Raw genomic sequence first — 25,486 nt, forward strand, 5'->3', positions numbered from 1 at the left:
AATCGTGGGCCTGGAAGAACAGCTACCCGCCGGCATCCTGCTCGGGACTGTCGAGAAGATCGCCGGCTACGTCCGCAAGAACTCGCTGTGGCCGGCAACATTCGGATTGGCCTGCTGTGCGATCGAGATGATGGCAACGGCCGGACCGCGGTTCGACATCGCACGGTTTGGCATGGAGCGGTTTTCGGCCACACCGCGTCAGGCCGACCTGATGATCGTGGCCGGACGGGTGAGCCAGAAGATGGCCCCGGTGCTGCGCCAGATCTACGACCAGATGGCAGAACCCAAATGGGTGCTGGCCATGGGCGTCTGCGCGTCGTCCGGCGGAATGTTCAACAACTATGCGATCGTTCAGGGCGTGGACCACGTGGTTCCGGTGGACATCTACCTCCCCGGTTGCCCGCCTCGTCCGGAGATGCTCCTGCACGCAATTCTCAAGCTGCACGAGAAGATTCAGGAAATGCCGCTGGGCGTGAACCGCGAGCATGCTATCGCTGAAGCCGAGCAAGCGGCACTGGGCGCCCGGCCCACCATCGAGATGCGCGGGCTGCTGCGATGAGCTCACCGGAGCAGGACCCGAAGGTAGCCGCCAACGAAGTGGGCGGCACGGTGCCCTCGCCTGACGAAGAAGTGATCAGCGTGCGCCGCGGCATGTTCGGCATTTCGGGATCGGGTGACACGTCCGGATACGGACGCCTGGTGCGGGAGGTCACCCTCCCGGGCAGCAGCCCCCGGCCGTACGGCGGCTATTTCGACGACGTGGTCGACCGGCTCACCGACGCACTGAAGGCCGGCGACATCGAATTCGGAGACGCCATAGAGAAAGTCGTCGTCGACCGCAACGAACTGACGTTGCATGTGCGCCGCGAGGCACTGCCGCACGTCGCCCAGCGGCTGCGCGACGAACCCGAACTGCGCTTCGAGATGTGCCTGGGTGTCAACGGCGTGCATTACCCGCACGAGACCGGCCGCGAATTGCACGCCGTCTACCCGCTGCAGTCGATCACGCACAATCGCCGCGTGCGGCTGGAAGTGTCTGTGCCCGACGGTGATCCGCACATCCCGTCGCTGTATGGGATCTACCCGACCAACGACTGGCACGAGCGCGAGACGTATGACTTCTTCGGCATCATCTTCGACGGGCATCCGTCGCTGACCCGCATCGAGATGCCGGACGACTGGCACGGCCATCCGCAACGCAAGGACTACCCGCTCGGCGGAATTCCCGTCGAGTACAAGGGAGCACAGATACCCCCGCCCGACGAGCGGAGAGCGTACAACTAATGAGCACAATCACTGACTCGACGCACGATGGCGGCGCCGAAACTGTCGTGGTCGCCGGTGGACAGGACTGGGGGCAGGTCGTCGAGGCCGCCCGCGCCGCGGATCCCGGTGAACGCATCGTCGTCAACATGGGGCCCCAGCACCCGTCCACGCACGGGGTGTTGCGGCTGATCCTCGAGATCGAAGGCGAGACCGTCACCGAGGTCCGCTGCGGAATCGGCTACCTGCACACCGGAATCGAGAAGAATCTCGAATACCGGTACTGGACGCAGGGTGTCACCTTCGTGACCCGGATGGATTACCTGTCACCGTTTTTCAACGAGACCGCCTACTGCCTCGGGGTCGAGAAGCTGCTCGGCATCACCGATGAGATCCCGGAGCGGGTCAACGTCATCCGCGTCCTGATGATGGAGCTCAACCGGATCTCCTCGCATCTGGTCGCATTGGCCACCGGCGGTATGGAACTGGGCGCCATGACGCCGATGTTCGTCGGCTTCCGGGGACGCGAGATCGTCCTGACCCTGTTCGAAAAGATCAGCGGCCTGCGGATGAACAGCGCCTACATTCGCCCGGGTGGGGTGGCGCAGGACTTGCCGCCGGGCGCCGAAGCCGACATCGCCGACGGCCTCAAGGGACTCAAGCAGGTGCTGCGTGAAATGGGCGATCTGCTCAACGAGAACGCCATCTGGAAAGCGCGGACCGAGGACGTCGGCTACCTCGACTTGGCCGGCTGCATGGCGCTGGGCATCACCGGTCCGATCCTGCGCGCCACCGGGTTGCCGCACGACCTGCGCAAGAGCGAACCCTACTGCGGGTACGAGAACTACGAGTTCGACGTGATCACCGCCGATACGTGTGATGCCTACGGGCGCTACATCATTCGCGTCAAGGAGATGTCGGAGTCGATCAAGATTGTCGAGCAGTGCCTGGACAAGTTGAAGCCGGGGCCGCACATGGTCGAAGACCGCAAGATCGCCTGGCCCGCCGACCTGAAGGTAGGTCCCGACGGCATGGGTAATTCGCCCGAACACATCGCCAAGATCATGGGCGGCTCGATGGAAGCACTGATCCACCACTTCAAGTTGGTCACCGAGGGCATCCGGGTGCCGGCCGGCCAGGTCTACAGCGCGGTGGAATCACCCCGCGGAGAACTCGGCGTGCACATGGTCAGTGACGGCGGAACCCGGCCCTACCGAGTGCATTACCGGGATCCGTCCTTCACCAATCTGCAGTCGGTCGCCGCGATGTGCGAGGGCGGGATGGTCGCCGACCTGATCACCGCCGTGGCCAGCATCGACCCGGTCATGGGCGGAGTCGACCGATGACCGCACCCGTGGGAGGCAACGGCTCGGGCGAGCGGGTGTTCATCCGGCTGGGGCCGCCGCCCGAAGAACCCAACCAGTTCGTGGTCGAGGGTGCGCCGCAGTCGTATTCGCCGGAGGTCCGGGCGCGCCTCGAGGTCGACGCCAAGGAGATCATCGGCCGCTACCCCAACAAGCGCTCCGCGTTGTTGCCGTTGCTGCACTTGGTCCAGGCGGAGGATTCCTACCTGACTCCGGCGGGCCTGGAGTTCTGCGGCGAGCAGCTAGGGCTGACCGGCGCCGAGGTATCGGCGGTGGGCAGTTTCTACACGATGTACCGCCGCGGCCCCACCGGCGATTACCTGGTCGGCGTCTGCACCAACACGTTGTGCGCGGTCATGGGCGGCGACGCGATATTCGATTCGCTCAAAGAGCATCTCGGCATCGGCAACGACCAGACCACCGCCGACGGGTCGGTCACGTTGCAGCACATCGAATGCAACGCGGCATGCGACTTCGCGCCCGTGGTGATGGTCAACTGGGAGTTCTACGACAACCAAACGCCGCAGTCCGCGCGCGATCTCGTCGACTCGCTGCGCGCCGGCAAGCCCGCGGCACCGACCCGCGGCGCTCCGTTGTGCAAGTTCCGCGAGACGTCGCGCATCTTGGCCGGCCTCCCCGACGAGCGCCCCGACGAAGGCCAGGGTGGCGCTGGCGCAGCCACTTTGGCCGGGCTGCAGGTGGCGAAGGAGAAGGGCATGGAACCCCCGCCGGCTCCCGGAGGCAAATCATGACCACCCCGCTGACCCCGGTCATCAGCCGCTACTGGGACGACCCGAAGTCGTTCACGCTGGAGACCTATCAACGTCACGACGGCTACCAGGCGCTGAAGAAGGCGCTGGCGATGGAGCCCGACGCGGTGATTGGGGCCGTGAAGGACTCGGGCCTGCGCGGTCGCGGCGGCGCCGGCTTCTCGACCGGAACGAAGTGGTCGTTCATTCCGCAGGGCGACTCCGGCCCGGCCGCCAAGCCGCACTACCTGGTGGTCAACGCCGACGAATCAGAACCCGGTACATGCAAAGACATCCCGCTGATGCTGGCGACGCCCCACCTACTGGTGGAGGGCGCCATCATCGCCTCCTACGCCATCCGGGCCAGCCACGCCTTCATCTACGTGCGCGGCGAAGTCGTGCCGGTGTTGCGCCGGCTGCAGAACGCGGTGGCCGAGGCCTACGCCGCCGGCTACCTGGGCCGCGACATCAACGGATCCGGCTACGACCTGGAGCTGGTGGTGCACGCCGGTGCGGGCGCCTACATCTGCGGTGAGGAAACCGCGCTGCTGGAGGGACTGGAGGGCCGACGCGGCCAGCCCCGGCTGCGCCCGCCGTTCCCCGCCGTCGCAGGGCTTTACGGCTGCCCCACGGTGATCAACAACGTCGAGACCATCGCCAGCGTGCCGTCGATCATTCTCAATGGGGTCGAATGGTTCCGGTCGATGGGCAGTGAGAAATCGCCTGGCTTCACGCTGTATTCGCTGTCCGGGCACGTCACCCGCCCCGGCCAGTACGAAGCCCCGCTGGGCATCACGCTGCGCGAGTTGCTCGACTACGCCGGTGGGGTCCGCGCCGGACACCGGCTGAAATTCTGGACACCGGGCGGATCGTCGACACCGCTGCTCACCGACGAACACCTCGACGTGCCACTGGATTACGAGGGCGTGGGTGCCGCCGGCTCGATGCTGGGCACCAAGGCGCTGGAGATCTTCGACGAGACCACCTGCGTGGTGCGCGCGGTGCAGCGCTGGACGTACTTCTACAAGCACGAGTCGTGCGGCAAATGCACACCGTGCCGCGAGGGCACGTTCTGGCTGGACCAGATCTACACACGGCTCGAGACCGGCAAGGGCACCCACGAAGATCTCGACAAGCTGCTGGACATCTCCGATGCGATCCTCGGAAAGTCGTTCTGCGCGTTGGGCGATGGCGCGGCCAGCCCGGTGATGTCATCGATCAAGCACTTCCGCGACGAGTACATCGCCCACGTCGAAGGAGGCGGCTGCCCGTTCGACCCGCGAGACTCCATGCTGACGGCGAACGGAAAGGCGTGACGCTTTCATGACTAGTGCGGCCAAAACCGAGACCGGTGGCGAGACGACGCCGCCCGACATGGTCAAGCTGACCATCGATGGCAACGAAATCACGGTTCCCAAGGGAACACTGGTGATTCGCGCGGCCGAGTTGATGGGGATCCAGATTCCCCGGTTCTGTGATCACCCGCTGCTCGATCCGGTCGGCGCCTGCCGCCAGTGCATGGTCGAGGTCGAGGGCCAGCGCAAGCCGATGGCGTCATGCACGATCGTCTGCACCGACGACATGGTGGTGCGCACCCAGCTGACCTCCGAGGCCGCGGACAAGGCGCAGCACGGCGTGATGGAGCTGCTGCTGATCAACCACCCGCTGGACTGCCCGATGTGCGACAAGGGCGGCGAGTGCCCGCTGCAGAACCAGGCAATGTCCAACGGCCGCACCGATTCTCGCTTCGACGACGTCAAGCGCACCTTCGCCAAGCCGATCAACATCTCCTCGCAGGTGCTGCTGGACCGCGAGCGGTGCATCCTGTGCGCGCGCTGCACGCGGTTCTCAGAGCAGATCGCCGGCGATCCGTTCATCGACATGCAGGAGCGCGGCGCCCTGCAGCAGGTCGGCATCTACGCCAACGAGCCGTTCGACTCCTACTTCTCGGGCAACACCGTGCAGATCTGCCCGGTGGGCGCCCTGACCGGCACCGCCTACCGATTCCGGGCCCGCCCTTTCGATCTGGTCTCCAGCCCCAGCGTGTGCGAGCACTGCGCCGGCGGCTGCGCCGAGCGAACCGACCACCGCCGCGGCAAGGTGCTGCGCCGGCTGGCCGGTGATGACCCCGAGGTCAACGAGGAGTGGAACTGCGACAAGGGCCGGTGGGCGTTCCGGTACGACACCCAGCCCGACGTGCTCACCACTCCCCTGGTCCGTGACGACGACGGCACGCTGCAGCCGGCGTCGTGGGCACACGCGATCGTCGCGGCCACGAGAGGACTCGAGGCGGCCCGCGGACGCACCGGTGTGCTCGTCGGCGGCCGCGGCACCTGGGAAGACTGCTACGCATATTCGAAGTTCGCGCGAATTGTGTTGGACACCAACGACATCGACTTCCGGGCTCGCCCATCCTCACCCGAAGAGGCGGAGTTCCTGGCGGCGCGGGTCGCGGGCCGACAGCTCACGGTCAGCTTCTCGGACCTCGAGTCGGCGCCGGTGGTGGTGCTGGTCGGGTTCGAGCCCGAGGACGAGGCACCGATCGTGTTCCTGCGGCTGCGCAAGGCCGCCCGCAAGCGCGGCGTGCCGATTTACGCGGTCGCGCCGTTCGCCACTCGCGCGCTGACGAAGATGTCGGGCCGGCTGCTGCAAACCGTGCCCGGCGCGGAACCGTCCACGCTGGACGGCCTGGCCACCGGCGAGGTGGGCGAGCTGTTGTCGAAGCCCGGAGCGGTCATCATGGTCGGCGAACGCCTGGCCACAGTGCCGGGCGGATTGTCCGCGGCGGCCCGGCTCGCCGACGCAACCGGCGCCAAGCTGGCCTGGGTGCCGCGGCGCGCCGGAGAACGAGGCGCGCTGGAGGCCGGAGCACTGCCCGGGCTGCTGCCCGGCGGTCGTCTGGTGGCCGACGACACCGCCCGCGCGGAGGTGGCCGCGGCGTGGAATGTCGACGAATTGCCTTCGGCCGCTGGGCGTGACGTCGACGGTATTCTGGCCGCCGCGACGGACGGAAGCCTGGGCGCGCTGCTGGTCGGCGGTATCGAGCCCGCCGACTTCGCCGATCCCGATGCCGTACTCGCCGCGCTGGACGCGGCGAGCTTCGTCGTCAGCCTGGAACTGCGGCAAAGCGAGGTCACCGAACGCGCCGACGTGGTGTTCCCCGTCGCACCCACGACGCAGAAGGCCGGCGCATTCGTCAACTGGGAGGGCCGATTCCGGCCCTTCGAGCCCGCGCTGCACGGCAGCACCCAGCGGGCCACCCAATCCGACCATCGAGTCCTCGACACGCTAGCCGACGAGATGGGCGTGTATCTCGGCATGACCAATGTCGCGACGGCCCGCGAAGAAGCCGCGGCGCTGGGCAACTGGGAGGGCGAGCGGGCAGGCGGCGCAACGGTCCAAGCACCGAAGCCCCCGCGGCCCGGTCAAGGCGAAGCCGTGCTCACCGGCTGGCGGATGATGCTCGACAACGGCCGCGCGCAAGACGGCGAACCGCATCTGGCGGGAACGGCACGTAAACCCGTCGTACGGCTGTCGGCCGGCACCGCGACCGAAATCGGCGCGGCCGAGGGCGGCACCGTCACGGTCAGCACGCCGCGCGGATCAATCAGCTTGCCGCTGAACATCACTGACATGCCCGACCGGGTGGTGTGGCTGCCGCTGAACTCGCCGGGTTCGGCGGTGCAGCGGGACCTGGGCGTCACGATCGGCAGCGTCGTGAAGATCGGAGTGGGCAAATGAGCGACTTCGGGCATGACCCCTGGTGGCTGGTGCTCGGCAAGGCGCTGGCCATCTTCGTGTTCCTGATGCTGAACGTATTGCTCGCAATCCTGCTCGAGCGCAAGATCCTTGGCTGGATGCAGCTGCGGCCCGGCCCCAACCGGGCGGGCCCATGGGGCGCCCTGCAGAGCCTGGCCGACGGAATCAAGCTCGCGCTCAAGGAGAGCATCACTCCCCGCGGCGTCGACTGGTTTGTCTACATGGCGGCGCCGGTCATCTCGACGATCCCCGCGTTCACCGCGTTCGCGTTCATCCCGTTCGGCCCCGAGGTGTCGGTGTTCGGGCACCGCACCCCATTGCAGCTGACCGACATGCCGGCCGCGGTGCTGTTCATCCTGGGGCTGTCGGCGATCGGTGTCTACGGCATCGTGTTGGGCGGCTGGGCATCCGGCTCGACCTACCCGCTGCTGGGTGGGGTGCGGTCCACCGCGCAGGTCATCTCCTACGAAGTGTCGATGGGGCTGTCGTTCGCGGCGGTCTTCCTGTTCGCGGGCACCATGTCGACATCCGGAATCATCAAGGCGCAGGACGGCGTCTGGTACGTATTCCTGTTATTGCCGTCGTTCATCATCTATCTGATCTCGATGGTCGGCGAAACCAACCGCGCCCCCTTCGACCTGCCGGAGGCCGAGGGCGAACTCGTCGCCGGCTTCCACACCGAGTACTCGTCGCTGAAGTTCGCGATGTTCATGCTGGCCGAATACGTGAACATGATGACGGTTTCGTCGCTCGCCACGCTCATGTTCTTCGGCGGCTGGCATGCCCCGTGGCCGCTGAACATGTGGGACGGCGCCAACAGCGGCTGGTGGCCGGTGCTCTGGTTCACCCTGAAGATGTGGACCTTCCTGTTCATCTACATGTGGCTGCGCGCCAGCCTGCCCCGGCTGCGCTACGACCAGTTCATGGCGTTGGGCTGGAAACTACTCATCCCCGCGTCGCTGGTCTGGGTGCTGATCGCGGCGGTCATCCGCACGCTGCGCAACCAGGGCTACGCGCATTGGACTCCCCTGCTGGTGGTCTGCAGCCTCGTCTTCGCCGTGGCGCTGATTCTGTTGCTGCGCAAGCCATTCAGCACGCCGGGCAATCGTGCACTGGCGCGAGAGCTTCGCAAACGTAGCGACGCCCTACCGCCACCACCGGCATTCCCGACACCACCGCTGCCGGGCAAAGCGCTGACGGCGTCTGTCAGTGCGAGCAAGGAGAAAGCACATGGCTAAATTCCTGGACGCCGTGGCCGGATTCGGCGTGACATTCGCCGCGATGTTCAAAAAGACTGTCACCGAAGAGTATCCGGAGAAGCCCGGCCCGGTCGCACCGCGCTACCACGGCCGTCATCAACTCAACCGGTACCCCGACGGCCTGGAGAAGTGCATCGGCTGCGAGCTGTGCGCCTGGGCCTGCCCGGCCGACGCGATCTACGTCGAGGGCGCCGACAACACCGACGAGGCAAGGTTTTCGCCGGGAGAGCGTTACGGCCGGGTCTACCAGATCAACTATCTGCGGTGCATCGGTTGCGGCCTGTGCATCGAGGCCTGCCCCACCCGCGCCCTGACCATGACCAACGACTACGAGATGGCCGACGACAACCGCGCCGACCTGATCTACGAAAAGGACCGGCTGCTGGCGCCGCTGCTGCAGAACATGCTCGCGCCGCCGCACCCCAGGACCGACGGCGCCACCGACAAGGACTACTACCTGGGCAACGTCACCGCGGATGGCTTGCGCGTCAACCAGAACGCCGGAGAAACAAGGTGACCGCCGTACTTGCCACCAACCTGGCGACCGACGTCATCGTTCGTACCTCGACCGGAGAGGCGGTCGCCTTCTGGGTGCTGGGCGCTCTCGCCGTGATCGGCGCGATCGGAGTGGTCACGGCGGTCAACGCGGTGTACTCGGCGATGTTCCTGGCGATGACCATGATCATCCTGGCGATCTTCTACATGATCCAGGACGCACTGTTTTTGGGCGTGGTTCAAGTCGTCGTCTACACCGGCGCGGTGATGATGCTGTTCTTGTTCGTGCTGATGCTGATCGGCGTGGACTCCGCGGAATCGCTGAAGGAAACGCTGCGCGGACAGCGCGTCGCGGCGGTGATCACCGGGGTCGGGTTCGGCATTCTGCTGGTCGCCGCCATCGGCAAGGTGACGACCGGGGGCTTCGTCGGACTGACCACCGCCAACGCCAACGGCAACGTCGAAGGCCTGGCGGCACTGATCTTTTCGCGCTACCTGTGGGCTTTCGAGCTGACCAGCGCGCTGCTGATCACCGCCGCGGTCGGGGCGATGGTGCTGGCGCACCGCGAGCGTTTCGAACGCCGCAAGACGCAGCGCGAACTTTCCGAGGAGCGATTCCGGTCCGGCGGCCGCCCGACCCCGCTGCCCAACCCCGGCGTCTACGCGCGTCACAATGCGGTGGACGTGGCCGCGCTGCTGCCCGACGGCTCGTACTCGGACCTGTCGGTGTCGAAGATGCTGCGGACCCGTGGCGCGGACGGCAAAGAAACCCCCCGCCAGCAGGCCATCAAAGGCGGTGCATCGTGAATCCGGCCAACTACCTTTACCTTTCGGCGTTGCTGTTCACCATCGGGGCCTCCGGTGTGCTGTTGCGCCGCAACGCCATCGTGATGTTCATGTGCGTCGAGTTGATGCTCAACGCCGTGAACCTGGCGTTCGTCACCTTCGCGCGCATGCACGGCCACCTGGACGGGCAGATGATCGCGTTCTTCACGATGGTGGTGGCGGCCTGCGAGGTCGTCATCGGCCTGGCCATCATCATGACGATTTTCCGTGCCCGTAAATCGGCGTCGGTCGACGACGCGAACCTACTCAAAGGTTAAAGATTGCCGCGATGACACACTTGACCTGGCTGCTCGTGGCACTACCGCTGGCGGGTGCCGCAATCTTGCTGTTCGGCGGCAGACGCACCGACGCATGGGGACATTGGCTGGGCGTGCTCGCCGCGCTGGGAGCGTTCGGGGTGGGCGCCACGCTCCTGTCGGACTTGCTGAGCCGCGACGGGGAGCATCGCGTCATCCACCAGACGCTGTTCACCTGGATTCCGGTCGACAATTTCCAAGCCGACCTCGGGCTGCAGATCGACCAGTTGTCAATCTGTTTCGTGCTGCTGATCACCGGCGTGGGATCGCTGATCCACATCTACTCGGTCGCCTACATGGCCGAAGACCCGGACCGCCGGCGGTTTTTCGGATACCTCAACCTGTTCCTGGCCTCGATGCTGCTGCTGGTCGTCGCCGACAACTACCTGGTGCTCTACGTTGGCTGGGAAGGCGTCGGTCTCGCGTCCTACCTGCTGATCGGTTTCTGGTACCACAAGCCATCGGCGGCCACGGCCGCGAAGAAGGCGTTCGTGATGAACCGGGTCGGTGACGCCGGCCTGGCCCTGGCGATGTTCATCATGTTCGGCACGTTCGGAACGCTCTCGTATGCCGGCGTTTTCGCCGGCGCCCCCGCCGCCAGCCGGGGCGTGCTGACCGCGATGGGCTTGCTGCTGCTGGTGGGCGCCTGCGGTAAGTCCGCACAAGTCCCGCTGCAGGCCTGGTTGGGTGACGCGATGGAGGGCCCCACCCCGGTGTCCGCGCTGATCCACGCCGCCACCATGGTGACCGCCGGTGTGTACCTGATCGTGCGGTCCAACCCGCTCTACAACCTCGCTCCCGGAGCACAACTCGGCGTCGTCCTCGTCGGCGCCGTCACCCTGCTGTTCGGGGCGTTCATCGGCTGCGCCAAGGACGACATCAAACGCGCGCTCGCGGCGTCGACGATGAGCCAGATCGGCTACATGGTGCTGGCCGCGGGTTTGGGTCCCGCCGGTTACGCGTTCGCGATCATGCACCTGCTCACCCACGGTTTCTTCAAGGCCGGCCTATTCCTCGGCTCGGGCTCGATCATTCACGCGATGCACGAGGAACAAGACATGCGCCGCTACGGCGGGCTGCGCGCCGCCCTGCCCATCACATTCATCACCTTCGGCCTGGGCTACCTGGCAATCATCGGCGTGCCGCCGTTCGCGGGCTTCTACTCGAAGGACGCCATCATCGAAGCGGCATTGGGCGAGGGCGGCGTCCGCGGCTACACGCTGGGCGGGGCCGCGCTGCTGGGCGCGGGCATCACCGCGTTCTACATGACCCGCGTGATGCTGATGACCTTCTTCGGCGAAAAACGTTGGGCGCCGGGCAGTCACCCGCACGAGGCACCCGCCCTGATGAGCGGGCCGATGATCCTGCTCGCCTTCGGCTCGGTGTTCTCCGGCGGCCTGTTCGCCATCGGAGGCACCCTGCCGCACTGGCTGGAACCGGTCGTCGGTGCGCATGAGGAAAGCGCGCACGCCGTTCCGGCCTGGGTCAACACCGCGCTCGCGCTCGGGGTCGTCGCGATCGGAATCGCGGTGGCTTATCAGAAGTACGGCAGGGCCGAGATTCCCAGAGTTGCTCCCGTCCAGGTGTCGGCACTCACCACGGCCGCACGCAGAGACCTGTACGGCGATGCCTTCAACGAGGAGGTATTCATGCGCCCTGGCGCGCAGCTGACCGACGCGCTGATCGAAGTCGACGACGCGGGTGTGGACGGCTCGGTCAACGCGCTGGCCGCACTGGTCAGCCGGACCTCGAATCGCTTGCGGGGGCTACAAACCGGCTTCGCGCGCTCCTACGCGCTGTCGATGCTGGCGGGCGCCACTCTCCTGGTCGCGGCGATCCTGGCGGTGCAACTGTGGTGAGCTCGAACATTCCGTGGCTCTCGGTGCTGTGGCTGGTGCCGCTGGCGGGTTCGATCCTGATCATTCTGTTGCCGCCCAGCCAGCGACAGCTCGCCAAGTGGGCCGGCGTGGTGTTCAGCGTCGTGACGCTGGCGGTGGCGCTCGTCGTCGCGCTCGGCTTCAAAACCGGCGGCTCCCCTTACCAATTCCTGGAAAAGCATCCCTGGATTCCGGCGTTCGGCGCCGGCTACAACCTCGGCGTCGACGGCATCGCGGTGATCCTGGTGCTGTTGACCGCCATTCTGATTCCGCTGCTGTTGGTGGCGGGCTGGAACGACGGTGGCGAGGGCACCCGGGGCGTGCACGCCTACGTCGCTCTGACCCTGGCCATCGAGTCGATGGTGCTGATCTCGGTGATCGCACTGGATGTGCTGCTGTTCTACGTGTTCTTCGAGGCCATGCTGATCCCGATGTACTTCCTGATCGGAGGCTTCGGCAAGGGCACCAATCGGTCCAAGGCCGCGGTGAAGTTCTTGCTGTACAACCTCTTCGGCGGTCTGATCATGCTCGCGGCGGTGATCGGGCTGTATGTCGTGACCGCACAGCACGGCTCGGGCACGTTCGACTTCCGCGAAATCGTCACGGGCATCTCCTCGGGCCGCTTCGCCGGCGTGGACCCCGCGGTGTTCAAGGCGCTGTTCCTGGGCTTCATGTTCGCCTTCGCCGTCAAGGCGCCGCTGTGGCCGTTCCACCGCTGGTTGCCCGACGCCTGCGTCGAGGCCACCCCGGCGACCGCGGTGTTGATCACCGCGGTGATGGACAAGGTCGGCACGTTCGGCATGCTGCGCTACTGCCTGCAGCTGTTCCCCGATGCCTCAACATATTTCCGGCCGCTGATCGTGACACTGGCCATCATCGGGGTGATCTACGGTGCGATCGTCGCGATCGGGCAAAAAGACATGATGCGCCTGATCGCATACACCTCGATCTCACACTTCGGGTTCATCATCGCCGGCATTTTCGTGATGACCACCCAGGGGCAGAGCGGTTCGACGCTGTACATGCTCAACCATGGCCTGTCCACGGCGGCGGTGTTCCTGATCGCCGGATTCCTGGTGACACGGCGCGGCAGCAGGCTGATCGCGGACTACGGCGGGGTGCAGAAGGTCGCGCCGATTCTGGCCGGCACCTTCCTGGTCTCGGCGATGGCCACGCTGTCATTGCCCGGCCTCGCACCGTTCATCAGCGAATTCCTGGTCCTACTGGGCACTTTCAACCGGTATTGGCTGGCGGGTGCGTTTGGGGTGACCGCGCTGGTGCTGGCGGCGATCTACATGCTGTGGCTCTACCAGCGGATGATGACCGGGCCGGTGGCCGAAGGCAGCGAGCGAATCACTGATCTACGGCTGCGCGAGCTGATCGTCGTAGCACCGCTGCTGGCGCTGCTGTTCATTTTCGGCGTCTACCCCAAGCCGGTGCTCGACATCATCAATCCCGCCGTGGATCACACCATGATCACCATCGGCCAGCATGATCCCGCGCCGAGAGTGCCAGTGGGCGTACCCCGGACAGCCGAAGGACCGCACCAATGACCCTTCCCACCCCCAGCATCGAATACTTCCTGCTGTGCCCGATGCTCATCGTCTTCGGCATCGCGGTGGTCGGTGTACTGGTTGAGGCGTTCGTGCCCAGGAACATTCGCTACGTCTCCCAGGTGACACTGGCCCTCGGCGGATTGATCGGGGCGTTCGTCGCCGACATCGTGGTCAGCCGTTCCCTTCCGGCGGCCGGTCGCAGCGCAGTGTTGGGTGCGGTGGCCATCGACCGGCCGGCGCTGTATCTGCAAGGCACCGTGGTGCTGGTGGCGCTGCTGGCCGTCATCTTCATCGCCGAGCGCAGCAACATGGCCGCAACCGCCAACAAGGTGAAGGTCGCGGCGGGTGTGTCCGGGCAGGCCTCCGGATTGGATGCCTTCACCCCGCAGGCGTCCGCGGTCCCCGGCAGCGACGCCGAACGTGAGGCCGAACGGGCCGGGGCCGCTCAGACCGAGCTCTTCCCGCTCCTGATGCTGTCCGTCGGCGGCATGATGGTGTTCCCCGCCGCCAATGACCTGTTGACGATGTTCGTCGCGTTGGAAGTGCTGTCGCTGCCGCTGTATCTGATGTGCGGGCTGGCGCGTCACCGCCGGCTGCTGTCGCAGGAAGCGGCGATGAAGTACTTCCTGCTGGGCGCCTTCTCGTCGGCGTTCTTCCTCTACGGTGTGGCGCTGATCTACGGCGCGACCGGCACGCTGTTGCTGCCCGGCATCCGGGACGCCCTTGCGGCCCATGGTGATAGCTCGATGGCGTTGGTCGGCGTCGCGCTGCTGTCGGTCGGGCTGTTGTTCAAAGTGGGCGCGGTGCCGTTCCACTCGTGGATCCCCGACGTGTATCAGGGCGCGCCGACGCCGATCACCGGGTTCATGGCGGCGGCCACCAAGGTCGCCGCATTCGGCGCGCTGCTGCGAGTCGTCTACGTAGCGTTGCCTCCGCTACACGAGCAGTGGCGTCCCGTGTTGTGGGCGATTGCGATCCTGACGATGGCCGTCGGCACCGTCACCGCGGTCAACCAGGTCGACGTCAAACGCATGCTGGCCTATTCGTCGGTCGCCCACGTCGGATTCATCCTCACCGGTGTGATCGCCGACAATCAGGCCGGCCTCGCCGCCACCCTGTTCTACCTGGTCGCCTATAGCTTCAGCACGGTCGGCGCGTTCGCCATCGTCGGCCTGATTCGCAACTCCGACGGCGTCGAGGACGCCAGGCTGTCACACTGGGCCGGGCTCGGTCAGCGTTCTCCCATTGTGGGCGTGATGCTTTCGATGTTTCTGCTGGCCTTCGCCGGTATCCCATTGACCAGTGGATTCATCAGCAAGCTCACGGTGTTCAAGGCAGCGGCACAGGGCGGCGCCGTGCCGCTGGTCATCATCGGTGTGATCGCCAGTGGGGTCGCCGCGTATTTCTACGTCCGGGTGATCGTGCTGATGTTCTTCACCGAGCCGACCGACGACACCCCGCAGGTCGTGGCACCGGGCATCCTGAGCAAGATCGCGATCGCGCTGTGCGCCGCGATCACCGTGATTCTGGGGATCTTCCCGCAACCGCTGCTCGACCTCGCGGATCACGCCGCACAGTTGCTGCAGTAACCCGCCGCCTCGGGGGCGCTCCCACAATCAGGTCGGATGCCTTCTCTCCGATCATGATTGCGGGCGCGTTGGTGTTGCCGGCGGTGATGGTCGGCATGACCGATGCGTCGGCGACGCGCAGTCCGTCGACCCCGCGCACCCGCAGATCTGGCGCCACGACGGCGTCGTCGTCGACGCCCATGCGGCACGTCCCGACTTGATGGTGGTACGTGCCGACGGCACGCCGGACGTAAGCGCGCAGATGGTCACGGGTGCGTGCCGCCGGCCCGGGCGCGACCTCGGCAGGCCGCCAGTCGCGGAAAGCCGGGCTGGCCCCGATCTCTCGGCAGATCTCCACCGCGTCGACCAACGCCTCGAGGTCGTAGGGTTCGGCCAGGACGTTGGGATCGCAGTGGGGCGCGGTCGCCGGATCGGCCGAAGCCAGCCGCAGTGTGCCCCGCGACCGGGGACGAATGATGCCGGGCGCGATCGTATATCCGTTGTGCGGCACAGGATAACCATCCGCCGGATATACCACGTGCATGAATACCGGCTGCAGGTCGGGGCCGGGACCGCGCCAATAGGCGCTGGAGGTGAACAGTTGGCACTCGAGCAGGTTGTGGTGCGGCGCCTCGATCGGCCGAGATGCCTCGTAGATATTGCTCACCAAAAGGTGGTCGTGCAGGTTCTCGCCCACCCCGGGAAGATCGACGGTAGCCTCCACCCCGATCTCGGCGAGATGCTCGGCGGGGCCAATACCGCTGAGCATCAACAACTTTGGCGATCCGATCGTGCCGGCACTCAACACCACTTCGCTCTCGGCCGAAGCCTGAAGTATCTGCCCGCGCACGGAGTACTGCACGCCGACCGCGCGGCCGGCGCGGATGATGACATGGTGCACGAGCGCCCCGGTGGTGACGGCCAGGCGCGGATTGCCCCGCGCCGGGGCCATGAAGCCGCGCCACGCGCTGGCCCGGCGTCCGTTGCGGGTGGTCAATTGGCTGTAGCCGACACCGGTCTGGCTTGGTCCGTTGAAATCGTCGATCACTTGGTGGCCCAGGGCATTCGCGGCTTCGACGAACGCAACCGACGTCGGGTTCGGTCGAGTGATCCGCTCGACCGGCAATGGTCCGCCCGCGCCGTGCCAACGGCTCCCGCCGTCCACGTGGTCTTCCGAGCGCAGAAACAAATTGAACACGCTCTCGAAATCCCAACCCGTACAACCTAGTTGGGCCCAACCGTCGTAATCGCTGCAGTGTCCGCGCATGTAGATCTGGCCGTTGAGCGAGCTGCTGCCGCCCAATACCTTTCCCCTGGGCCAATACAGCCGTCGATTGCCGGCGTGCCGTTGCGGGGTAGTCACGAATGCCCAGTCCGCAGCGCTGTGCAGCAACGCGGGCCATCCGGAACTGGCGTGGATATCGGGGTTGATGTCGGCGGGTCCGGCCTCCAGCACGTGCACCGAGTAGCCGCGGTCGAGTAATCGACGCGCGATCACACTGCCAGACGCACCCGCGCCCACCACAATGTAATCGGTCGTGTGTGTTCGCTGGCTCATCGTGGCCTCCCCCCGTCGTACGGCGTCGTCTCGTCACACCGCGTGCCACCACATACTGCTCACGCGCCGACCGGGCGGCCAGGACCAAAAACCTTGCAGGTACGTGGAACGACCTACAAAAACAACCAAAGCCAGCACAAACTCGCGATGACTCGCAGCGTTGTCACGCCCAACGCGTGATCAGCCCACGAACGGGCGGGTGGCCAGTACGTAGATCGCCAACACCGCCAACGGAGCCACCAGAGGTACCCACGGCAAGTTCAGCGGAAACGCTATCGCCACCATGCCCACAACGGTAAATCCCACGGCGCCAACAAGTGTCGGCCAACTCGCCATGACGACCGCGTCGGCCATTCCGGCCGCATGCCGGGAGATCAGGTAGGCGGCCGCACACAGCCCCGACAGTCCCACGAACACATGAGAAGGATTCCAGACCACGATTGCGATCACCGAAAGCAACACGGCAACCGTTGCGGCGGGCCGGAACACGACACCGACCCCCACCGCGGCCAGCGCTGCAATCCCGATGCCCACCGCCGGTCCGTGGGCACCCGCCGCGACCAGGCCGACCATCAACAGGCCGAATGTCGTTGCCAGAGCGTGGACCCCGAATCGCGCGACGGACGACATGACTACCCTCGCAGCCGTCCGCGCACCCGGTGGCGGCGATCCGGCATCACGCCCATCGACTGTTCCAGGGTGTGATCGCCCTGCCAGGAGACGATGTCGACACCGATGGTCGCCATGTCGCGATACATGGCCGAGCGCTGCAACGCCCACAGCCGATCCACCAGTGGCTCCTGTTCGTCTTCGAACGGCGAAACATCGAGGGCGTCGACGGCGATCACGACATGGCCGCGCTTGCGCAGATCGATCAGCGCCAGTGCGAATTCCGTGTCGAGCAGTGTCGAGAACGCGATGACGATCGCCCCGGCGGGAACCGCCGCGCGCGGCGCCAGTGTGCCGGTGGTGTTTTCGAATCGGTCGCCCGCGGCAAGCACGGTATCGAGGACACGATAGAACTGCCGCTGACCGATGTCGGCGCCGAGCCAGCGCGGCCGATTTCCGCCGAGCGTCACGATTCCGGCGCGATCGCCATAACGCAGCGCGGTCTGCACCACCTGAGCCGCACCACGCACCGCTCGTTCGGTGGCATCGGTCGCCGGACCCGCGGGCTGCCGATACCCGTCGAGCAGGACCACGACGTCTGCGGCGCGGTCGGTCAATCGCTCCGTCACGTGCAACTGCCCACGACGCGCGCTCACCGGCCAATTCACCGCCCGCAGTTGGTCGCCCGGAACGTAGGGGCGGATATCGGCATACTCGACGCCCGGGCCGATATGCCCGGTCAGGTGGGCGCCGAGGCGGTTGAGCAACTCGGTTCGCGGGATGGGCGTCGACTGCGGCGGCGTCAACGGAAACACGATGACATCGGCGGCATCGACGATCGCCGTTCCCGTGAGCAGCCCACCGCGCGCAACCGCGTCGAGTCGGGCGCTGATCGAGTATCTACCCCAGCGCTGCGCGGTTGCCGCAACGGTTTTCGCGTGCGGGGAATCCGAATCGAGCGCTTCGAGCTGCATGCCCTCGACGGCGGGCACCGTCAGCTCGATTGCCCAGCCGACGGGCGCCCCGGCTTCCGGCGTTGCCGACAGCGTCACCCGCGCCCGCTCCCCTTCGAAGCATCGCTGCGACTCCGGTCCACCATGCACGTGGATCGTCGGCACGAGATGTTGCCAGCTGATCGAGCACAGCACGCCGAGCAGAGGCGCTGCGAACGCAATGAGCTGCCAATGCGCACCGATCACGGCTGCAACGAGCGCAACACCCGCGCAGGTCGCAATTGCCTGTGTCAATGGCGATGCACGCCAGCGGAACTCGGCTGTTTTCACGGCGATCTCATCCGGCGCCCTCGTTGGTGCGAGGTACCGGTAAGCGCCGCAACAGTTCTCCGACGACGTCGGCGCCCTGAATCTTGCGCACCCACATCTCCGGGCGCAGGGTGATCCGGTGTGCGATTGCCGCGATGGCCAACGCCTTGACGTCCTCGGGTATCACGTAGTCGCGACCAAGCAACAGCGCCCGGGCCCGGGCGAGCTGAACGAGGTCGAGTTCGGCACGCGGGCTGGCGCCGACCGCGACCTGCGGATGGCGCCGGGTGGCGGTGGCCAGCGACACCACGTAGTGCAGCACGTCCTCGTGCACCGTCACCTGCTCGACCGATTCGCGCATCGCCAGCAGATCCTGGGCGTCGACCACTTGATTGACCGTCGGCTCGGCCGAACCGCGTTCGAGGCGCCGCCGCAGCATCGAGGTCTCGTCGCGCTCGGATAGGTAGCGCAGTTCCAGCCGCATCGCGAATCGATCCAGCTGCGCCTCCGGTAACGGGTAGGTGCCCTCGTACTCGATCGGGTTGTCGGTAGCCAGAACAATGAATGGCGTTGGCAGCTTGTGAGTTTCACCGTCAATGCTGACCTGGCCTTCGGCCATCGCCTCGAGCAGCGCCGCCTGGGTCTTGGGCGGGGTGCGGTTGATCTCGTCGGCAAGCAGCAGGTTGGTGAAGATCGGGCCCGCGCGGAACGCGAAGTGGCCCGATTGCATGTCGTAGATCGTCGAACCGAGCAGGTCCGCCGGCAGCAGATCCGGCGTGAACTGTACCCGGGTGAATCGCAGACCCAGTGCCGCGGCAAAGGATCTCGCGATCAATGTCTTACCGAGTCCCGGCAGGTCTTCGATGAGTACGTGGCCGCGCGCGAGGACCGCGGTGAGGATGAGGGTGAGCGCGGAACGCTTGCCCACCACCACGCGTTCGATTTCGTCGAGCACCGCCTCGCAGTGTGCGGTGGTCGTACTGGCCGGCATCGCGGTCGGCATCGTCGCACCCCCTGTCATACCTGCTCCAATTTCCGGAGGATCTCTTCGAACGCGGCCCGGCCGGGCCCGGGCTGGTGGTCTGCGGCGCGTCTGATGTTGTTGGGATTGACCCATTCCCACAGTTCGGCGCCGAACAGCATGCGGCCGGTCGATTGGAATGCCGCCGGGTCCTTGGCCAGTCGTTGGCCCGTCGCGATTTCGTACCGACGGGCGAGCATCGGACGCAGATGCCGATCCCAGTCCGCCCGGGTGGACTCGGACCAGCGAATCGTCGTCTCGGTGGTGGCAAGCCAGCGGCGCAACGAATCCCCGAGATCGTCGGGGTCCGCGTCGGCCGGGGGCTCGATGCCCCGCCCCAGCAGCCGGCGGACATCGAGCAGCACCAGGGCCAGGGCGAGGCCCGACGCCACCAGCACGAAGGCGCGGTCATGCACGATCAGCACTAGGAGTTCCGCCCCCACGATCAAGCAAACACCCAGAGCTATCAGCCTTTTCATGCGGGGCTCCGAATCTCCGCGAGAACCAGACGCAGCACCTCGACCGCTACGTCCCGATGCCCCTCATTCATCACATGAGGACTGAATCGTGCTTCCTCGAACAGGTTCACCAACTGAACGGCGTTATCAATATGCAGCGCATGGCGTTCGACGGCGCGGGCCAGCACCTCGGTCGGAGTGTCGAAGTCCTGGGGAGCGGCCCCGGGAACATTCGCGAGCTCACGTTCCATCGCGGCATAGCACGCGATGATCGCCTCTCGCGGTTCCCGACTGCGATCCGCCATCTCGGCCAGTCCCAGTTCGGCGGCCCGCACCAGGGATTCCGAAGGCCGGGACGGCGGCACATACTCGGCGTCGTCGTGATCGACGAGGATGTGCGGCGTCGCGGCGCGGTATCGCCGTCGCGACATGATCAGCGTCGCGACGACGAGGAGCAGCATCACCGGAATCGTGGCGGCCAGCAGAATTCCCAGCATCTCGCCGTCGTCGTTGTGCGGGGGTGGGTGCTGCGGCACGGGTGCGGCCGTGTGTGATGCCGCGCCGGTGTCCGGTGCCCGCGGTGCGGGACCGGCGCCGTGCGGCGGCGAAAATCGGGCCAGCAACATCGCAATCAACAGCCACGCGAAAATTACCGCGAGCCCGATCAACAGCACGCGCCAGCTCGGTCGCCCCCGGCCGGTACCCAGCATCCCGGAGATGTCGCCCGCCTTCGGCGCCATCGCCCGCGGATCCCGTAGTCGCGCTATCACCGAGACCGCGAGCAACGCGAGTGACGCACTGAGCAGGACGACGATGAATACCAGCGCCGCCCGGCCACTGCCGTCGGCGTGCGGCGCACGATCGCGCGCCGGAAGATATCCGCGCAGGGCAGCGGCAACGACGATCAACAGCACGATGAGCGCAACGACGCGCCCCGTCGGCTTATCGGGCATCTGCCACACCGCTCGCCGGTTTTCCTATGCCGTTGCGGCACAGGCTTGATTCATACTTGCACGCGGGCTAGCCGACGGTAAAGGGCCGGAAGCTGCCGTCGAGAACCTCGTGATGACCGATGGTGCGCCCGGTGACGAGGGCGGGGTCCACGAGCACCAATTGCGCTGCCGCCCGCGCGAATTCATCTTCGGTTGCCGTGTCGTTGAAAGCTGTTGCGTAGTACGACAGACCGGGTGTCATGATCGGCTTCGACGGTGCCAGCGCGTTGACGGCGATGTGGTGGTCGGCCAGATCGAACGCCGCGCACTGGGTCAGATGCTCGAGTGCGGCCTTGGAGCCCCCGTAACCAGGTAGGACACCGCCACTTCGCTCGGGATAGGGCCCGTCGCCGGGTAACCGCGACGCCACGGAAGTGATGTTGATGATCGAGCCGCCACCGGCCTCGATCATGTCCGGGGACACCATCTGCATCAGCTCGTAGGCCGCGAACACGGCGATGTCGAAATGGCGGCGAAACGCGGACAACGGCGTGCTGACGAACCCCGGCCAGCCGGGTTTGGCGGCGCCGGCCGGTTTGGCGGGCTGCACGCGCGGCTGTGCCCCCGGCACCGGCGGGCGCCCCGGCGCGGTGAAGGCCGCGTTGTTGATCAGAATAGTGATGGGCCCCAACGCATCTCGTGCTTCAGTTACCAGCCGGGCAACGTCGTCTCGGTCGGTCAGATCGGCACGGACCGGCACCGCGCGCCCGCCGGCCGCCGCGATGGCGGCCACGGTCTCGCCGATGGTTCCCGGCAGCCGGTCGTCCCACACCTGCTCGGTGCGCCCGGCCACCACCACCGCTGCGCCCTCGGCGGCGAGCGCCAGCGCGATCGCCCGGCCCAGCCCACGGCTGCCGCCGGTGACGATCGCCGAACGCCCCGCGAGTCGCCGCGTCATCGCGTCACCCCATGCACGACGATCGCGGTGGTCTGATCCACCCACGCCTCGTCCAGCTTCTCGTCCGGGCGCAGCAGCATCCGCAGCATGGTCGCTCCACCGATCAGCTCGATCAACCGGTCCGGGTCGACGTCGGGATGCGCTTCACCTCGGTCGACGGCCTCGCGCAGTCGCACCTGGACCGCCGCGAACAGGTCGGTGAAACGCGACATCACCCGCGCGTTGAGTTCGGGATCGGCCGACATATCCGCCACCAGCCCGGGCAGCGCGGCGCGCACCACCGGGCTGGTGAAGACATCCCGCGCCGCCGCGATCATCATCCGCAGATCGGCGGCGAAGTCACCGGCCGGCGTCTCCAGCGCGCTGGGCGCCGTCGGGAACGCCGTCTCGTGGACCAGTTCGGCCTTGCTCGACCACCGGCGATACAGCGCCGATTTCGTGGTGCCGGCCCGCTCGGCAACGGCGGCCAGGGTGAGATTCGAATAGCCGATTTCCACAAGCAGTTCCGCGGTGGCCGCGAGGATGGCAGAGTCAATACGCGGATCCCGGGGGCGCCCAGCACCTGGGGCCTTGTCAAGGTCGGACGGGTCTGCTTTCATAACGCTACCTACCGTATCGTAATTGCCGCGAAAGGTCTCAACGTGGCCAATGAACCTGTGCTCGACAACGTCGACCGACTGCAGCGCTCCAGCCGCGATGTCACGACGCTGCCGGCGGTGATGTCGAAGTGGCTGTCCACCGTCCTCCCCGACGGCGCGAAACCCGACGTCACGGTCGAAAGCGGCATCGACTCGACGGGCATGTCGTCGGAAACCATCATCCTGACCGCGCGGTGGCAGCAGGGCGGGCAGTCGATCGAGCAGAAGCTGGTGACACGGGTGGCGCCCAGCGCCGAGGACGTGCAGGTCTTCCCCACCTACCGACTTGATCACCAATTCGAAGTGATCCGCAAGGTCGGCGAACTCACCGACGTCCCGGTTCCGCCGGTGCGCTGGCTCGAACCCTCCGGCGAGGTGCTGGGCACGCCCTTCTTCGTGATGGACTACGTCGCCGGCGAGGTGCCGCCGGACGTGATGCCCTACACCTTCGGCAACAATTGGTTCGCCGACGCGGCGAAAGAGCGGCAGCGCGAACTGCAGGATGCGACCGTCGGCGTGCTGGCCAAGCTGCACTCAATCCCCAACGCGGAGAGTACGTTTGGATTCCTCACCGACGGTAAGGGCGAGACCGCGCTGCGCCGGCACTACAACTGGGTGCGGGACTGGTACGACTTCGCGGTGCCCGACATCGGCCGGTCGCCGCTGTTGGAGCGCACCTTCAGGTGGCTGGAAGACAACTGGCCGGCGGAAGTGGACGCGGGTCAGCCCGTGCTGCTGTGGGGCGACGCCCGGGTGGGCAACGTGTTGTACCGCGACTTCCAGCCGGTGGCGGTACTGGACTGGGAGATGGTGACGTTGGGCCCGCGTGAGCTCGACGTCGCGTGGATGATCTACGCGCACATGGTGTTCCAGGAACTCACCGGGCTTGCCGGATTGCCGGGATTGCCTGACGTGATGCGTGAGGAGGATGTTCGCGCCACCTACCGGCGGCTGTCCGGCGTCGAGGTGGGCGACCTGCGCTGGTTCTACGTGTACTCCGGCGTGATGTGGGCGTGTGTGTTCATGCGCACCGGTGCGCGGCGAGTGCACTTCGGCGAAACCGAGAAACCCGACGACGTCGAGTCGCTGTTCTACCACGCCGGATTGATGAAACGTCTTATCGGAGAGGACCAGTAATGCTAGGACCGCTCGACGAGTACCCGGTACACCAGATTCCCCAACCGATCGCATGGCCCGGCTCCTCGGACCGCAACTTCTACGATCGGTCCTACTTCAACGCCCACGACCGCACCGGAAACATCTTCCTGATCAGCGGCATCGGCTACTACCCCAACCTCGGCGTCAAGGATGCCTTCGTGCTCGTCCGGCGCGGGGACTCGCAGACCGCGGTGCACGTTTCGGACGCGATCGACCAGGACCGGCTCAACCAGCACGTCAACGGCTACCGCGTCGAGGTGATCGAACCGCTGCACAAGCTGCGCATCGTCCTCGACGAAACCGAAGGCATTGCAGCCGATCTCACCTGGAAGGGTCTGTTCGACGTCGTCCAGGAACAGCCCCACATCCTGCGGTCCGGCAACCGGGTCACGCTGGACGCCCAGCGGTTCGCACAGCTCGGCACCTGGAGCGGACACATCGTGATCGACGGCGAGGAGATCACGGTCGACCCCAACACCTGGCTGGGCAGCCGCGACCGGTCCTGGGGCATCCGCCCGATCGGTGAGGCCGAACCGGCCGGCCGGCCGGCCGACCCGCCGTTCGAGGGCATGTGGTGGCTATACGTGCCAATGGCTTTCGACGACTTCGCCATCGTGCTGATCATCCAGGAGGAGCCAGACGGGTTCCGCTCGCTCAACGACTGCACCCGAATCTGGCGCGACGGCCGCGTCGAGCAGCTGGGCTGGCCGCGGGTCAAGATCCACTACACCTCGGGCACCCGCATTCCGACCGGCGCCACGATCGACGCGACCACCCCGGACGGCTCCCCCGTGCACTTCGACGTGGAGTCCAAGCTGCCGGTACCCATCCACGTCGGCGGTGGCTACGGCGGCGACTCGGACTGGATACACGGCATGTGGAAGGGCGAGAAGTTCGCCGAACGCCTGACGTACGACATGACCGACCCGGCGATCATCGGGCGCGCCGGCTTCGGCGTGATCGACCACGTCGGCCGCGCGGTCTGCATCGAGGGCGACAGGCCCCCGGTCGAGGGTTGGGGGCTCTACGAGCACGGCGCGCTGGGCCGTCACGACCCGTCCGGCTTCGCCGACTGGTTAACGGTCGCGCCGTAACCCTTTTCGCGTCCGTGGTGCGGAGGTTCAGCGCCGGTAGGCCGCGCCCGGGTGATCGGCCGGCAATAGCGGTCCCGCGCCGCCCAGTCGCTCGCGCAAGGTGCCGCGTGCGAAGTGTTCCGGTACCCGGCCGCGTCGACGCAGTTCCGGCACAACCAGTTTCGCGAAGTCGCCGAAGGTGCCCGGCGTCGTCACGTAGGCGAGGTTGAATCCGTCGACATCGGCTTCCTCGACCCAACGCTCGAGTTCGTCGGCGATCTCGGTGGGCGAGCCCACCAGCACCGGGCCGCGACCGCCGATACCGATCTCTTCGGCGAGTTCCCGCGCCGTCCAAGTTCGCTCGTCGGTGGCGAACGACGCTAGCGCCGAACGGTTGGCGCCGGTGCGAGCAGCCCCGCCGTCGCGTAGGTCGGCAACAGCCCGATCGCGGTCGTGACGAGGCCCATCGTCAGCAAGGCGATTACCAGAACGGCCTTGCGGCCCAACCGTCCCCGAAGTGGCCCGACACCACCGCGCCTATCGGCCGGGCCCCGAATCCCGCCGCATAGGTGGCGAAGGAGGCCAGCGTCCCGGCCGTCGACGAAACATGCGGAAAGAAGAGCGGTTTGAACACCAGCGCCGACGCCGTCGCGTACAGATAGAAGTCGTACCACTCGATCGTGGTGCCGATCATGCTGCCCAGAGCCACGGTTCGCAGCTGTGTTCTTGTATTGGCAGTAGCGGCCGGCTCGGTGATGATCACGTGATCGCAGATTAGCCAAGGCAC

At 66.3% G+C, this 25,486-nt stretch carries 23 protein-coding genes and 2 pseudogenes; 15 read left to right on the top strand and 10 right to left on the bottom strand.

Going from position 1 to position 25,486, the window contains the following annotated elements; genetic code table 11:
* The first annotated feature begins 4 nt into the window (after nucleotides 1–4).
* The 13 genes from G6N55_RS09905 to nuoN are packed head-to-tail and all read left to right on the top strand — an operon-like array spanning nucleotide 5 to nucleotide 15,053.
* Nucleotides 5–559, top strand: coding sequence for a NuoB/complex I 20 kDa subunit family protein (locus G6N55_RS09905; RefSeq protein WP_085225794.1), 555 nt, complete (start codon nucleotides 5–7; stop codon nucleotides 557–559).
* Nucleotides 556–1,284, top strand: coding sequence for an NADH-quinone oxidoreductase subunit C (locus G6N55_RS09910; RefSeq protein WP_085225792.1), 729 nt, complete (start codon nucleotides 556–558; stop codon nucleotides 1,282–1,284). The genes G6N55_RS09905 and G6N55_RS09910 overlap by 4 nt, the downstream gene beginning before the upstream one ends.
* On the top strand, nucleotides 1,284–2,609 hold the full coding sequence (nuoD, locus tag G6N55_RS09915) for an NADH dehydrogenase (quinone) subunit D (protein ID WP_085225779.1): 1,326 nt from the start codon (nucleotides 1,284–1,286) through the stop codon (nucleotides 2,607–2,609). Before G6N55_RS09910 ends, nuoD begins: the two co-directional genes overlap by 1 nt.
* On the top strand, nucleotides 2,606–3,379 hold the full coding sequence (nuoE, locus tag G6N55_RS09920) for an NADH-quinone oxidoreductase subunit NuoE (protein WP_085225777.1): 774 nt from the start codon (nucleotides 2,606–2,608) through the stop codon (nucleotides 3,377–3,379). The genes nuoD and nuoE overlap by 4 nt, the downstream gene beginning before the upstream one ends.
* A complete protein-coding gene (nuoF, locus tag G6N55_RS09925) occupies nucleotides 3,376–4,692 on the top strand; it encodes an NADH-quinone oxidoreductase subunit NuoF (RefSeq protein WP_085225775.1) in 1,317 nt (438 codons plus the stop codon). The genes nuoE and nuoF overlap by 4 nt, the downstream gene beginning before the upstream one ends.
* Before the next feature lie 7 nt (nucleotides 4,693–4,699).
* Nucleotides 4,700–7,117, top strand: coding sequence for an NADH-quinone oxidoreductase subunit G (locus tag G6N55_RS09930; RefSeq protein WP_085225773.1), 2,418 nt, complete (start codon nucleotides 4,700–4,702; stop codon nucleotides 7,115–7,117).
* Nucleotides 7,114–8,373 carry an NADH-quinone oxidoreductase subunit NuoH gene (gene nuoH / locus G6N55_RS09935; protein WP_085225771.1) on the top strand — a complete coding sequence of 420 codons (1,260 nt, stop codon included), beginning with the start codon at nucleotides 7,114–7,116 and terminating at the stop codon, nucleotides 8,371–8,373. The genes G6N55_RS09930 and nuoH overlap by 4 nt, the downstream gene beginning before the upstream one ends.
* Nucleotides 8,366–8,911 (top strand): NADH-quinone oxidoreductase subunit NuoI, encoded by a 546-nt coding sequence (nuoI, locus tag G6N55_RS09940; RefSeq protein WP_085225769.1) that lies wholly within the window; start codon nucleotides 8,366–8,368, stop codon nucleotides 8,909–8,911. The genes nuoH and nuoI overlap by 8 nt, the downstream gene beginning before the upstream one ends.
* Nucleotides 8,908–9,696: an NADH-quinone oxidoreductase subunit J gene (locus tag G6N55_RS09945; RefSeq protein ID WP_085225767.1), complete on the top strand. Its 789-nt coding sequence runs from the start codon at nucleotides 8,908–8,910 to the stop codon at nucleotides 9,694–9,696. The genes nuoI and G6N55_RS09945 overlap by 4 nt, the downstream gene beginning before the upstream one ends.
* The gene (nuoK, locus tag G6N55_RS09950) at nucleotides 9,693–9,992 is read left to right on the top strand and encodes an NADH-quinone oxidoreductase subunit NuoK (RefSeq protein WP_025735676.1); all 300 of its coding nucleotides are present in this window, start codon (nucleotides 9,693–9,695) and stop codon (nucleotides 9,990–9,992) included. Before G6N55_RS09945 ends, nuoK begins: the two co-directional genes overlap by 4 nt.
* An 11-nt stretch (nucleotides 9,993–10,003) precedes the next feature.
* The gene (nuoL, locus tag G6N55_RS09955; protein ID WP_085225765.1) at nucleotides 10,004–11,890 is read left to right on the top strand and encodes an NADH-quinone oxidoreductase subunit L; all 1,887 of its coding nucleotides are present in this window, start codon (nucleotides 10,004–10,006) and stop codon (nucleotides 11,888–11,890) included.
* Nucleotides 11,887–13,461 carry an NADH-quinone oxidoreductase subunit M gene (locus G6N55_RS09960; protein WP_085226995.1) on the top strand — a complete coding sequence of 525 codons (1,575 nt, stop codon included), beginning with the start codon at nucleotides 11,887–11,889 and terminating at the stop codon, nucleotides 13,459–13,461. The genes nuoL and G6N55_RS09960 overlap by 4 nt, the downstream gene beginning before the upstream one ends.
* Nucleotides 13,458–15,053 carry an NADH-quinone oxidoreductase subunit NuoN gene (gene nuoN, locus G6N55_RS09965; RefSeq protein ID WP_085225763.1) on the top strand — a complete coding sequence of 532 codons (1,596 nt, stop codon included), beginning with the start codon at nucleotides 13,458–13,460 and terminating at the stop codon, nucleotides 15,051–15,053. The genes G6N55_RS09960 and nuoN overlap by 4 nt, the downstream gene beginning before the upstream one ends.
* Here nuoN and G6N55_RS09970 read toward each other — a convergent pair.
* The 8 genes from G6N55_RS09970 to G6N55_RS10005 form a co-directional block, all read right to left on the bottom strand.
* Nucleotides 14,980–16,590 (bottom strand): GMC family oxidoreductase, encoded by a 1,611-nt coding sequence (locus G6N55_RS09970; RefSeq protein WP_085225761.1) that lies wholly within the window; start codon nucleotides 16,588–16,590, stop codon nucleotides 14,980–14,982. The genes nuoN and G6N55_RS09970 overlap by 74 nt on opposite strands.
* A gap of 180 nt (nucleotides 16,591–16,770) precedes the next feature.
* Entirely contained in the window at nucleotides 16,771–17,220 is a 450-nt protein-coding gene (locus tag G6N55_RS09975) for a hypothetical protein (RefSeq protein ID WP_085225759.1), read from the bottom strand.
* Nucleotides 17,221–17,222: 2 nt separating this feature from the next.
* The gene (locus G6N55_RS09980) at nucleotides 17,223–18,482 is read right to left on the bottom strand and encodes a DUF58 domain-containing protein (RefSeq protein WP_232078964.1); all 1,260 of its coding nucleotides are present in this window, start codon (nucleotides 18,480–18,482) and stop codon (nucleotides 17,223–17,225) included.
* A 7-nt stretch (nucleotides 18,483–18,489) separates the two neighbouring features.
* Entirely contained in the window at nucleotides 18,490–19,452 is a 963-nt protein-coding gene (locus G6N55_RS09985) for an AAA family ATPase (RefSeq protein ID WP_085226993.1), read from the bottom strand.
* A gap of 26 nt (nucleotides 19,453–19,478) precedes the next feature.
* The gene (locus G6N55_RS09990) at nucleotides 19,479–19,961 is read right to left on the bottom strand and encodes a hypothetical protein (RefSeq protein ID WP_085225755.1); all 483 of its coding nucleotides are present in this window, start codon (nucleotides 19,959–19,961) and stop codon (nucleotides 19,479–19,481) included.
* Entirely contained in the window at nucleotides 19,958–20,893 is a 936-nt protein-coding gene (locus tag G6N55_RS09995; RefSeq protein ID WP_085225753.1) for a DUF4129 domain-containing protein, read from the bottom strand. Before G6N55_RS09995 ends, G6N55_RS09990 begins: the two co-directional genes overlap by 4 nt.
* A gap of 67 nt (nucleotides 20,894–20,960) precedes the next feature.
* On the bottom strand, nucleotides 20,961–21,830 hold the full coding sequence (locus G6N55_RS10000) for an SDR family NAD(P)-dependent oxidoreductase (protein WP_085225751.1): 870 nt from the start codon (nucleotides 21,828–21,830) through the stop codon (nucleotides 20,961–20,963).
* Nucleotides 21,827–22,429: a TetR/AcrR family transcriptional regulator gene (locus G6N55_RS10005; protein WP_036467503.1), complete on the bottom strand. Its 603-nt coding sequence runs from the start codon at nucleotides 22,427–22,429 to the stop codon at nucleotides 21,827–21,829. Before G6N55_RS10005 ends, G6N55_RS10000 begins: the two co-directional genes overlap by 4 nt.
* 42 nt (nucleotides 22,430–22,471) lie before the next feature.
* Between G6N55_RS10005 and G6N55_RS10010 the strand changes: the two genes are divergently transcribed.
* Entirely contained in the window at nucleotides 22,472–23,605 is a 1,134-nt protein-coding gene (locus G6N55_RS10010; RefSeq protein WP_085225749.1) for a phosphotransferase family protein, read from the top strand.
* The gene (locus G6N55_RS10015; protein WP_085225747.1) at nucleotides 23,605–24,720 is read left to right on the top strand and encodes a hypothetical protein; all 1,116 of its coding nucleotides are present in this window, start codon (nucleotides 23,605–23,607) and stop codon (nucleotides 24,718–24,720) included. The genes G6N55_RS10010 and G6N55_RS10015 overlap by 1 nt, the downstream gene beginning before the upstream one ends.
* A gap of 27 nt (nucleotides 24,721–24,747) precedes the next feature.
* Here the strand turns inward: G6N55_RS10015 and G6N55_RS10020 are convergent.
* Nucleotides 24,748–25,104: pseudogene (locus tag G6N55_RS10020) on the bottom strand (5,10-methylene tetrahydromethanopterin reductase); the annotation flags it as partial.
* A pseudogene (locus G6N55_RS10025) lies at nucleotides 25,098–25,393 on the bottom strand (MFS transporter); the annotation flags it as partial. The pseudogenes G6N55_RS10020 and G6N55_RS10025, both read right to left, overlap by 7 nt.
* Between the last annotated feature and the right edge of the window lie 93 nt (nucleotides 25,394–25,486).

Origin of the sequence: Mycobacterium florentinum, assembly GCF_010730355.1 — a bacterium.
GTDB lineage: Bacteria > Actinomycetota > Actinomycetes > Mycobacteriales > Mycobacteriaceae > Mycobacterium > Mycobacterium florentinum.

Coding starts and splice junctions, on each gene's coding strand:
- G6N55_RS09910 (WP_085225792.1), top strand. CDS start 556: ATGAGCTCACCGGAGCAGGACCCGAAGGTAGCCGCCAACGAAGTGGGC.
- nuoD (WP_085225779.1), top strand. CDS start 1,284: ATGAGCACAATCACTGACTCGACGCACGATGGCGGCGCCGAAACTGTC.
- nuoE (WP_085225777.1), top strand. CDS start 2,606: ATGACCGCACCCGTGGGAGGCAACGGCTCGGGCGAGCGGGTGTTCATC.
- nuoF (WP_085225775.1), top strand. CDS start 3,376: ATGACCACCCCGCTGACCCCGGTCATCAGCCGCTACTGGGACGACCCG.
- G6N55_RS09930 (WP_085225773.1), top strand. CDS start 4,700: ATGACTAGTGCGGCCAAAACCGAGACCGGTGGCGAGACGACGCCGCCC.
- nuoH (WP_085225771.1), top strand. CDS start 7,114: ATGAGCGACTTCGGGCATGACCCCTGGTGGCTGGTGCTCGGCAAGGCG.
- nuoI (WP_085225769.1), top strand. CDS start 8,366: ATGGCTAAATTCCTGGACGCCGTGGCCGGATTCGGCGTGACATTCGCC.
- nuoL (WP_085225765.1), top strand. CDS start 10,004: ATGACACACTTGACCTGGCTGCTCGTGGCACTACCGCTGGCGGGTGCC.
- nuoN (WP_085225763.1), top strand. CDS start 13,458: ATGACCCTTCCCACCCCCAGCATCGAATACTTCCTGCTGTGCCCGATG.
- G6N55_RS09970 (WP_085225761.1), bottom strand. CDS start 16,590: ATGAGCCAGCGAACACACACGACCGATTACATTGTGGTGGGCGCGGGT.
- G6N55_RS09975 (WP_085225759.1), bottom strand. CDS start 17,220: ATGTCGTCCGTCGCGCGATTCGGGGTCCACGCTCTGGCAACGACATTC.
- G6N55_RS09985 (WP_085226993.1), bottom strand. CDS start 19,452: ATGCCGGCCAGTACGACCACCGCACACTGCGAGGCGGTGCTCGACGAA.
- G6N55_RS09990 (WP_085225755.1), bottom strand. CDS start 19,961: ATGAAAAGGCTGATAGCTCTGGGTGTTTGCTTGATCGTGGGGGCGGAA.
- G6N55_RS09995 (WP_085225753.1), bottom strand. CDS start 20,893: ATGCCCGATAAGCCGACGGGGCGCGTCGTTGCGCTCATCGTGCTGTTG.
- G6N55_RS10000 (WP_085225751.1), bottom strand. CDS start 21,830: ATGACGCGGCGACTCGCGGGGCGTTCGGCGATCGTCACCGGCGGCAGC.
- G6N55_RS10005 (WP_036467503.1), bottom strand. CDS start 22,429: ATGAAAGCAGACCCGTCCGACCTTGACAAGGCCCCAGGTGCTGGGCGC.
- G6N55_RS10015 (WP_085225747.1), top strand. CDS start 23,605: ATGCTAGGACCGCTCGACGAGTACCCGGTACACCAGATTCCCCAACCG.